The sequence below is a fragment of the Mesorhizobium kowhaii genome, from assembly GCF_042431665.1.
In the GTDB taxonomy this organism is placed as follows: domain Bacteria; phylum Pseudomonadota; class Alphaproteobacteria; order Rhizobiales; family Rhizobiaceae; genus Mesorhizobium; species Mesorhizobium kowhaii.
The window spans coordinates 1-9290 of the sequence record NZ_JBHLYT010000078.1 but is presented as its reverse complement, the minus strand read 5'-3'; the positions used below and the strand labels follow the sequence as shown (position 1 = coordinate 9290).

The window sequence follows — 9290 nt, the reverse complement described above, 5'->3', positions numbered from 1 at the left end:
TTTAGAAACGGGCGTCATGACGCGTTCAGCGCATTTGTGGCGATCTTCTCGAAGCGCCTGTCGAAAAGATCCTCGGCCTTGATCGGGGGCCTGTTCAGTTCCCGAGCCAGGAGATCGATCGTCGCCTGCTGGCGCGCGATCACGTCGTTCCAGTCGGGCGGGATGTCGAACTGGCCGTCGGCATTGACGAGATACTGGCCATCTTCGCTGTCGAGCCCCTGCGTGGCGACGTAGTAGCCTTCGATCCACTCTTTCGGATGCTCCTCCACCCATCGGGTCGCGAGTGCCCAGTAGCGCACGTATTCGCCGAGAGCGGCAGCTTTTGCCGGGTCGTCAAGCACGGCCTGTGGGGCATAGAGATGGGCTGGATCATCGCGCAAGCCATGCGGGATGGTAGTAGCGCCGTCGGCACCGTACTGGTGCAGATAGTGCTTGATGAGGACGCCCCAGATCGGCGCGACATCGACTTGCTTGCTGGCAAGTGCCACCGGATAGGCATCGCCGTTGCTGGGCAGTTCGATGAGATTGACATCCTCCTTTTTCAGGCCGGCGGCCTGCAGCACCCTCAGCACCAGCGCGCCCTGCGCCTGACCCGGGCTGAAAGCAATCCGTTTGCCGCGCAAGTCCGCAAGCGTCCTGACCTCGACGCCAGGTGCAATGCCGAGCTGATAAATCGGGTGCGCAACCGGATCCTTCCGGAACTTCGCGGCAATGATCTTGACCTTGAGCCCGGTCCAGGTCGCGTGGATGGGCGGAATGTCGGCGACCGATCCAACGTCCAACGCATTGGCGCGAAAAGCTTCGATTGTTTGTGGACCACCGCTGATATTGGCCCATTCGACCTTGAACGGCAGTTGATCGATCAGACCCGAGAGTTCCAGCGCCCTTTGCGTCTCGGGATCGCCGATGCGAAGCACGGTGCCCTGCGGGATTTCGGTCGGCAGTTTATCCGCGTCCGAACTACCCGCCTGAGCCCCGAAAGGCGAGGAAGAAGCGACCAAGGTCACCGCAAAGGCGGCCACGAGGGCGCTAAACCTTCTTCTCGAAAATCTCTCCACAGCTAACATCCTCGTTTTGCTCCAATTTGGAAAATCGCTTCCTACGCTGTTTATTATGTCTATCAATTTTGTAGACGATAAAGTATCGGATGCTGTTCTTTGCCGCCGGAGGGAAACGCTGTTCGCCTCCGATGCCCATTTGAGGGCATGCGTCGCTCGACAGTGGCGGGAGGGGCCGCCGCCTGCGCGGCGACAATTACGGTGTCCGGTTGAGCCACTGGCGCACACGTCCCGATCCGCTCGAACCCTTCTGGCCTCGCGTGGAGGAGTTGCTCAAGATCGAGGGCATCATTGCCGTGACGATCTTGGACACCAAGGCTATGGGCGTTAAGTTCGGTCGCAAGCCCAAGCTCCCACAGGAGCAGCGGCGAGAGGCGTTGGCGCGGCTGGCCGCCGGCGAGGCGAGAGGTCCCTAGGCCGGAGCAGGCGGGAAACGAGGACGCGTTTATTTTTGCACGTTGGCCTTACTCACCTCGACTACGACGTCAGCGTCAGTCCCTATGAAGGCAATGGTCGCATAGTCCGACCTCAGCGGCGGAGGATTCGACGCTCGAAAATCCCTGCCCGCAATGAATGCACTGCATATCGTTCCGGGACTCACGGAGACGTTGGGCTACCCGCGCTCGATCATGTTCGATCTGGCTCTCAGCGTTCCGGCGGCGTTCCTACTCGGCCGCGATTTCCTCTCCGGTAAAGGATGTTCCAGGCTTCTTCATACCTTAGCCTTTCGCCAGCCGGCCCACCATGCTTCCCATTCGGAGCAGAACCACCGTTCCCCACGCGCAGTGTTGATCCGCGTGGCCAAGTAATATTCCTGGCCCGGCACGTGATAAATATGCTCGCCGCGCTCATTGATGTTGCCCTTGATGTCACAACCTACCTTGCGCGCAGCGACCTCGCTCGATGACGCGCCATAGGAGTGAACGGCCGGGAGCCGGGGCCGGTTGTCAGCCGCAACATAGGCAGCAGACGAGATCGCAAGCAGCGCAAGAACGATTGCAAGCCGGCCTTTCGGCGTTCGCCATCATGGTGTGCGCCGTTTGCGCCATGGCTGAGCCGCATTCCCCATCGCCATCTCCCCGAAGAGAGGATGCGTCCGGCAAAGCAAAAAGTCCAGAACTCGCGAGCAAGCGGGGGCTTTACCCTTGCGTTTTGACGGCTGGCCTACGGCCGAGACCCGCGGACTTCGCAAGGAGGGACCGCCGAGACGCATAATTCGGCGCCACCATCGGGTAGTCAGGACCAAGTCCCCATTTGGCTCTATAATCGTCGGGTGTCAGGCCGTAATTGGCTCGGAGATGCCGTTTGAGAGACTTGAATTTTTTTCCGTCCTCCAAGCATATGATATAGTCGGGGAAGACGGACCGCTTGCGATTGACCGCCGGAACGAGCTTAGATTCTGGCGGAGCAGGCGGTTGTACAATCCCCCTCAACGCAGAATTGACGCTAGCGATCAAGTCCGGAAGATCGGCGACAGGGATCGGGTTTTTCTGGACAAAGGCCGCGACGATATCTGCCGTAAGGCCCAACAAATCCACGCCTGGCTGTTCAGCATCCTCCTCATCCACGCTAATGTGCTCAGTATTTTCCTCATTCACGCCTGTCTGTTCAGTATTGTCGTCTTCTGCGATTGTCCGTTCTGTATTGTCTTCAGGCATAATCATGCTCCTTGCTTCTTGATAGCTTTCCTACTCGCTCCAACCGGAAAACCGACCTCGGAGAGCTCCTGGCTACGCGCTTGCTCAGGTCGGATATCTCGATATGACGTACTGACACCGATGACGGCATTTTGTCGCATGACCACCTCTTCATTTCTCCCGTTTCCGGCGAATCCGGCTGCCCTTCGGGCCTCGTTTAGAAGGCGGGTGGATCTCGTTTTCACGGACAATTTCATCTTGGAACCTCACGCTACTGTTGCGTTTTGCTCGGCAAGGGCTTGCGGCCACATTCGCCCGATTGATCTAGCCATGGGAGGGCGGCCGCGGCGCCGAGCGATCCCGGCTTCGGCTTCCTGGGAGGCCTCGGTAAGCGTTCGAATCTGCGACTAGTCACCATGAGCCTTCCGACCGCTCCCGGGGGCTGGAGGTTCGCCTTGTGGCGCACGGTCGACACCATCGCGAAAGCGAGCATGACTAGCGAGACGTGGCGATGCCACCCGTGCCAGGAACGGGTTTCGTTATGGTCGAGGCCCAGATCGTTCTTCGCCGTACGTAGGCCTTCTTCGATAATCCTGCAGCATTGGTGCACTGCGACAAGGGTTTCGATCTCGGTTCCCGCTGGAGACCATGTCGAAAAGTAGCTGAGAGCGCGGTTCGCATCGCGTCGGATCAAGAGCCCGGGGGTCCAGAGCCCGGAACGGGTTCTGTCATATTCCGCGACGTCCAAGTCAGTGAACGGGCAATAAGCCCATGATTCAGAGCCCTGGAGGGCCTCTCCCGGAGGCAAGCTCCGCCATAGGGAGGGATCGAGGTTCCGCGCGATATCTTCGGCTGTCCCTCCTTCTGGGAAGCGATTTCGGCAAGAGAAGTGATGGTTGCCGTTAACGCTGAGCACATAGCCCTTGTACCAGCGTCGCAGGGCCATCTCGATGTCGGCGCCACCGAAGACGCGGTCAGATGCTACCCAGCTCAAGGGTACGTCGGCAGCGACGGCGCGTGCGATCATAACCAGTGCCAGGCGGGACTTTATTTCGAAAGTCGTGCCCGCAGGCACGTGGGCCTGCGCCAAGCGGGCAGGGTGATCCGTCCATGCCCTCGGAAGATACAGCGCGCGATCAATAAAAGCTTGCCCGTGCCGGGATACATAGGCCGCGAACACGCCGATCTGGCAGTTGGCCATCTTGCCCGTCGAGACGTTGAGCTGCCGCGCGACCCCGCAGGACGTCTTGCCCTGCTTGATGAACCCCGTCTCCTCGATCACGAGGACCGCTTCGTTGTCGCCCAGCGTTTTGAGCGCGTATTCGCGCACGATGTCGCGCAAAGCGTCCGCATCCCATTTGACCCTCCCCAAAATGGCCTGTTGGCGCCATGGCCCGGGGTCACCCGCAGCCTCGGCGCGCATCCAGCCGGTCTTGCGATGCTCGTCCCGGAGCAGGCCTTCAAGGAACAGTCCGGCCGAAATCGCCACACGTTCCTGAGGGAAAAGCCCCCTAATCAGGGACTTCACCTCGCGTAGTGCCGAGGCCCATATCTCCAGTGTCATTTCAATCGATTCAACCATTCTCAATACCTCCCCCTTGGCCGCCCGGCACAAAATCGAAAAAAATAACTAATTCACATGTGAAACGCAATTGTAATACTTGGTCTCGCTCCTCGTTGTTTTTTACCGATAATAGTAATGCCGTGGCGACAATTTGGGTGCCGCACAACTCTCACATTCTCTTGTTCAGGACAAACTTGACTTAACAACCCGTGATTGCCATAACACCGACGCAGCAAAAAATGCAAGTATCGCTGTGAAGGATAAACGAGCGAATGGCTTCAGGGCTCGGGCAATAAAATTAGATATGTTTAATAGGCGTTGGATCGCAGCGGATAAGCAACCGATTGCGAAGAAGTAAATAGACGAAGCAGAAGGTGGAAACCTTATTTTGCAGCACTGATCGTCATTCCGTACTTCATGTATGCACGCATGAGGTGCTAAATGATCGCGTTTGTCAGTGCTATTTCTCAGTACGCAAGGGAGTTCCTTGGGCGCTGAAGTGACAACATGGCGTGAAATTATCTGCATCTCAGTACAGTCGATATCTGTTCACCTGCATCAGGCGGTTGCAGAAGAGTACTTTCGAGATGAAGATAAAGATCATCTGGGATGGCCGGGGTTGGATAGTGCGTGGCTTGCGAAGATTTATGGTCAACGTAAGGGAGACCTTTTCGAGAGGCTCACGCTTGCGACGGCGTATGCTGGTCAACGGGTGAGCATGGCCCACAAGATGCAAGAGAACAGGAATCGGGCTCGCCCCGTGCTGCGCCAAGGGCTTCGGCGGCAAGATCGTGAAAGAGACCGGTTGGCGCGATCAGATCTCGCCCATCTTCACTATCGCTGAAAGCCACACTATCGGGCCAAGATTGACCAACTCTTTGCCCCAGAGACTTTTGCCTTGGGCAATGCGACTTCAATCTTGCATTTAGGTATTGCTAATATAATATCAATAAGTGCGACGGGCACGCCATGGGTAAGTCGGACAGGGGCATTGCATTAGTGGGGCTTGTCTTGGCTGGCGATGCTAACGCCCACATTGGTATACACACAAGACTGACCCTGTTCTTCATTTTAGGTGCTGCGGCAATCGAGATTGCCATCCAATCGATTCCAGCGACGTCAGACCTACTAAGGATGGCTACTACGTCAAACAACCCGAACCTTACTCTCGGAATGACCCGCCTACGGGAGAGTGGTTTGTCCCAAGGGACCGCGTCCAGGCCGCGCCGGATGAGGGGTATCATATGTGCGAGTCTTTAATGCCAACGTTTCGCGTCGGCAGGTACAAGATGAGATGGACGTGCTTCTTCGCGCCGCTTGGCACAGGTTCAATCACGAGCGGCGAACATCGGCCATGAGGTTCATCGCCCTTCAGGATACGAAGCAATTGGGAAGGTATGCTGCCCGTCCTGCGAATTTCGCGGGGGAGGGATCGCGCCTTCGCAATGTCGACGGGAACTTGCAGAGCTTTCGATAGAGGGAGTTATCTCTCTCAGACAGCTTAGCCGGCCCCAAGGCATTCCGACTAACCGACGGTCCAGTCCTCGGCGTCGAACAGCTGCATCAGGTTGATGCAGGGTATTTTCATGGCGTTACAGACGCCGGGGATCTTGCGTAAGCTGTCCACGCCGGTTTCCTCGGTGACGAGCGTGTGGCCCAACACCTCGGACGTGGCAATGACAAAGCTATCGGCGGCAAACTTCTGTTTGCCGGCGGCGACCAGGCCTTTGTAGGTGTTCAGCACATGCTGGACGCGCTGCTGGATCGCTTGGTCGGGCGCGACAAACATGTCCGCGCGGTCTTTCAGCCAGTCATGCAGCTCCGGGGAGCGTTTCTCGCATTCGGCCTGGACCAGAAGGGACGAAACCAGGCGGCCCTGACCGATCAGCTTGTCAAACTCGTCCCACAATCTGGGGAAGCGCTTGGGCTTGTAACGTTCGTACCAGGCGGCGATCAGGGCCGATGTGTCGATGCAATAAATCGTCGCCACGTAGCGCTACCCTGCAAGGCCGAAGGCGGCGCGTTCGATGTTCGGAACGGCAGTCACCTGCATATTGAGGTGGCTTGCAACGTCGCGCAGCGTCAACTGGCGATCGTAGTAGCCCTGCAACACCAAGCGAGTGAAGCTACGACCTAGCTGGCTGAGCACGACCAGATGACGCTCGGGACCTCCGCTACTCTTTTTCTCGGCCAAGGCATCATACTCGGCTTGGAAGCTCGCACGGCGGCTTTCATAGAATGCCTGTGTGGTGCGGCCGAGGCCCAGCAAACGGCGCAAAATGACTTCGCGGCTGACGCCGAAGCGGCCGGCCAGCGCGGCCAGCTCGTCGTCGTCCCAGGTCTTCACCTGGCCCTTGGTGCGTACCAAATGCTCGCTTAGCAACCAGTCGCTCGGAACCAGAGCGGCGCCGGCGACCGCGTTGCAGAATTGCTCTACGACGGCGCTGGCGGGCTCGGGTGCGACGAAATCGAGACCGCTGATACCGCTGGCCCTGACGACCAGATGGCAGAATTCGTGCAATAGGGTGAAAGTGCGCCCGTTGGTGCGATCCTTGGAATTGATCAGGATGATCGGCAGGTTGGGTTCTGCGACCGCTACGCCCCGCATTTCGGTCAATGCCAAGCGCGGCACCATGAAGACCAGCACATCCTTGGTTTCAATGGCAGTGCGCCAGTTATCGAAAGCCTTGGCGCGCCAGGTCTGCTGGTCGACCTGCTTAATGCCAAGATAGGTCCGGATCGCCGCCCCAACGGTCTCTACGTTGTCTTTGACGGCGGCCTGCAGTTTGAACGGCTGAACCGGCTCGCCCAAATCATTGCGGAGCTCGAGCGCCAATTCACGTCTCTCCCTGGCCTGGCGGATCGCCCATTCCAGACCGGACTTGAAGGCGTCCTCTGGCGTCTCGCGAAGGCGCCGGAAATCCTGAATCGGCTGAAATCCGACCGGAGGCTCATTCAGATAGAAGATGGCGGGTGCGCGCTTGTAGAAGTTCGCCGCGGCCAGAAACTGCGGGAAGGTCAGGTGCTTGTCGCCGGCCTCGCAGGCCTGCAGCTTGTCGGCGGATATGCCAATACCCTCGGCCGCCGCCTCGGGGCTGAGGCGGGCCTGTTCCCGGACCCATCGCAGGATGGCCGGATTGATATAGGCGAGGGTGCTTTTGGTCATGGTCGCGCCTACTCTATCACAGCTGTCAACATGGCCGCCGCACCTCTTGTTCCAGTTAACGCCGTTGGATCGTGGTGGCGTTGCATCCCGGTCATACTCGAAAGGACGTCGCAAGGGCTAGGCGTGGCGGAAGGCCACGGGACCGTTTTTGGCGTTCTCCCGCCCCATGCGATCTTCTCTCCGGTGATCCTCGTATGGAGGTGCAACTGACGCGAGCCCGGTCGTGGTGCTCTCGCCTGGATCGTCGTCGTTTTCCCAGTCGCACAGGCCAGCCCTGGCCCCGTACCTTAAAAAGGGCCGCGGTAAAGTTGGTCCCGCACAGCGCCGTCCATTTGCGTTGACTCGCGTGCTGCCTGCCTTTGCAGGGTCGCTTCCTGTCGACTTTCGCCGATGCCGCGCGGTTTGGCTTTCCGGCGTTCCGTCCATGCTCATTGCGGCGCGCTTTCCTCAATATTTGCCGCGATCGTTCGGCCGGGCGCGCCGCCCGGTCAAACCCCGCCCGCACCACTCCCGCCGAGGCGGGACCGTGTTAGGGCCTGACCGGCTGGCTCAATCGCCCGGCCCAGCTTCTCCGCGTCTTGAGAAAAACCCAACGCAAAAGGAGCAAGGTCATGTCGGACACCAACGAAACCCCGCGGCAGGATGTCTACAGCCGCATCACCAACCAGATCATCGAAGCCCTTGAGCAGGGCGTGAAACCCTGGACGCAGCCCTGGAGTGCCGCCCATGCTGCCGGCCACGTCTCCCGGCCGCTTCGCCATAACGGCCAGCCCTATGCCGGCATCAACGTCCTGACGCTCTGGGCGTCCGCGATGACCGCGCATTACGCCGCGCCGATCTGGATGACCTTCAAGCAGGCCATCGAGATGGGCGGCCGTGTCCGCAAGGGCGAGAAGGTCTCTCCCGTCGTGTATGCCGACACCATGCGGCGCACCGAGACCGACGAGGCCACCGGCGATGAGGCCGAGCGCTTCATCCCGTTCCTGAAGGCCTACACGGTCTTCAATGTCGAACAAGTCGACGGGCTGCCGGCTCACTTCTATGCCAGCGCCGAAAACCTCCGGAACCCGGATGAGCGTATCACCCATGCCGAAGCCTTCTTCGCAGCGACGCGCGCCGACATCCGTCATGGAGGTGACTGCGCCTACTACAGTCCGGCTCTCGACGTTATCCAAATGCCAGCCTTCACCGCCTTCCGGGATGCGCAGGCCTACTACGCCACGCTTGCCCACAAGGCCACCCATTGGACCCGGCACGCTACGCGCCTTGACCGTGATTTCGGTCAAAAGCGGTTCGGAGACGACGGCTATATCCGCGAGGAGCTGGTGGCAGAACTGGGTGCCGCGTTCCTGTGCGCCGACCTGGGGCTGCGCCTCGAGGATCGCGACGACCATGCCGCCTATATCGGCCACTGGCTGTCCGTGCTGAAGGACGACAAGCGAGCGATCTTCGCCGCCGCCGCGCACGCGCAGCGCGCCGCAGACTATCTGTCGCGCTTCAGCGCCGCCCACGACGCAGCCCCCGCATGAGCGGCGGCCTTCTGGACCGAAGCGCACTGCAACGTGCGTCCGCGAGCCGTCTCGGCGACGCTGACTGTCATGTTATGCCTCGGCGTGTGTATCGGCGCGCAAGAGGACATCGTCAAAAATAACGCCGGCCTCATGGCTAATGGCTGACAGGGCGACTTGATAGCGTGCATATTCACCGGGCGCGAATTCCACTCCGAACCGATCGACGACGTCTTTCTGGGAAAGCCTGAAACCGTAGGTGCGTAGGGACCGGCGACCGTTGGTATCGCGCGCCGAGACCGCAACCACCTTCCAGAAGACGAGAGGATACTGCACCACGCCGGTTCCAAAATCCTC

Annotated in this window: 9 protein-coding genes and 1 pseudogene; 3 read left to right on the top strand and 7 right to left on the bottom strand. The window is 59.3% G+C overall.

The window, feature by feature from the left end; translation table 11 throughout:
* Nucleotides 1-14: 14 nt before the first annotated feature.
* The gene (locus ACFFNA_RS34270) at nt 15-1067 is read right to left on the bottom strand and encodes an ABC transporter substrate-binding protein (protein ID WP_378924322.1); all 1053 of its coding nucleotides are present in this window, start codon (nt 1065-1067) and stop codon (nt 15-17) included.
* Nucleotides 1068-1267: 200 nt separating this feature from the next.
* Here ACFFNA_RS34270 and ACFFNA_RS34265 point away from each other — a divergent pair, with 200 nt between their 5' ends.
* Nucleotides 1268-1474, top strand: a complete 207-nt coding sequence (locus tag ACFFNA_RS34265; protein WP_378924324.1) for a hypothetical protein — start codon at nt 1268-1270, stop codon at nt 1472-1474.
* A gap of 296 nt (nt 1475-1770) precedes the next feature.
* On the opposite strand, the gene ACFFNA_RS41315 is transcribed toward ACFFNA_RS34265, so the two are convergent.
* The 3 genes and pseudogenes from ACFFNA_RS41315 to ACFFNA_RS34255 all read right to left on the bottom strand — a co-directional run.
* A complete protein-coding gene (locus tag ACFFNA_RS41315) occupies nt 1771-1914 on the bottom strand; it encodes a hypothetical protein (RefSeq protein ID WP_446685988.1) in 144 nt (47 codons plus the stop codon).
* A 283-nt stretch (nt 1915-2197) separates the two neighbouring features.
* Nucleotides 2198-2716, bottom strand: a complete 519-nt coding sequence (locus ACFFNA_RS34260) for a Ros/MucR family transcriptional regulator (protein WP_378924320.1) — start codon at nt 2714-2716, stop codon at nt 2198-2200.
* Between the two features lie 400 nt (nt 2717-3116).
* Nucleotides 3117-4277: pseudogene (locus ACFFNA_RS34255) on the bottom strand (IS701 family transposase); the annotation flags it as partial.
* Between the two features lie 469 nt (nt 4278-4746).
* Here ACFFNA_RS34255 and ACFFNA_RS34250 point away from each other — a divergent pair.
* Nucleotides 4747-5103 carry a hypothetical protein gene (locus ACFFNA_RS34250; RefSeq protein WP_378924316.1) on the top strand — a complete coding sequence of 119 codons (357 nt, stop codon included), beginning with the start codon at nt 4747-4749 and terminating at the stop codon, nt 5101-5103.
* Nucleotides 5104-5784: 681 nt separating this feature from the next.
* On the opposite strand, the gene ACFFNA_RS34245 is transcribed toward ACFFNA_RS34250, so the two are convergent.
* Nucleotides 5785-6249 carry a DUF4411 family protein gene (locus ACFFNA_RS34245; protein WP_378924314.1) on the bottom strand — a complete coding sequence of 155 codons (465 nt, stop codon included), beginning with the start codon at nt 6247-6249 and terminating at the stop codon, nt 5785-5787.
* Nucleotides 6250-6255: 6 nt separating this feature from the next.
* Nucleotides 6256-7425 carry an ImmA/IrrE family metallo-endopeptidase gene (locus tag ACFFNA_RS34240; protein ID WP_378924312.1) on the bottom strand — a complete coding sequence of 390 codons (1170 nt, stop codon included), beginning with the start codon at nt 7423-7425 and terminating at the stop codon, nt 6256-6258.
* A 611-nt stretch (nt 7426-8036) separates the two neighbouring features.
* Between ACFFNA_RS34240 and ACFFNA_RS34235 the strand changes: the two genes are divergently transcribed.
* On the top strand, nt 8037-8954 hold the full coding sequence (locus ACFFNA_RS34235) for an ArdC family protein (protein WP_378924310.1): 918 nt from the start codon (nt 8037-8039) through the stop codon (nt 8952-8954).
* Between the two features lie 72 nt (nt 8955-9026).
* On the opposite strand, the gene ACFFNA_RS34230 is transcribed toward ACFFNA_RS34235, so the two are convergent.
* Nucleotides 9027-9290 (bottom strand): DNA/RNA non-specific endonuclease (locus ACFFNA_RS34230; RefSeq protein ID WP_378924308.1); only part of this gene is annotated, 264 nt, incomplete at its 5' end.

Excerpts from the sequence above, each read along its gene's own strand:
- ACFFNA_RS34270 (WP_378924322.1), bottom strand. The coding sequence starts at position 1,067 with ATGTTAGCTGTGGAGAGATTTTCGAGAAGAAGGTTTAGCGCCCTCGTG.
- ACFFNA_RS34260 (WP_378924320.1), bottom strand. The coding sequence starts at position 2,716 with ATGCCTGAAGACAATACAGAACGGACAATCGCAGAAGACGACAATACT.
- ACFFNA_RS34240 (WP_378924312.1), bottom strand. The coding sequence starts at position 7,425 with ATGACCAAAAGCACCCTCGCCTATATCAATCCGGCCATCCTGCGATGG.
- ACFFNA_RS34235 (WP_378924310.1), top strand. The coding sequence starts at position 8,037 with ATGTCGGACACCAACGAAACCCCGCGGCAGGATGTCTACAGCCGCATC.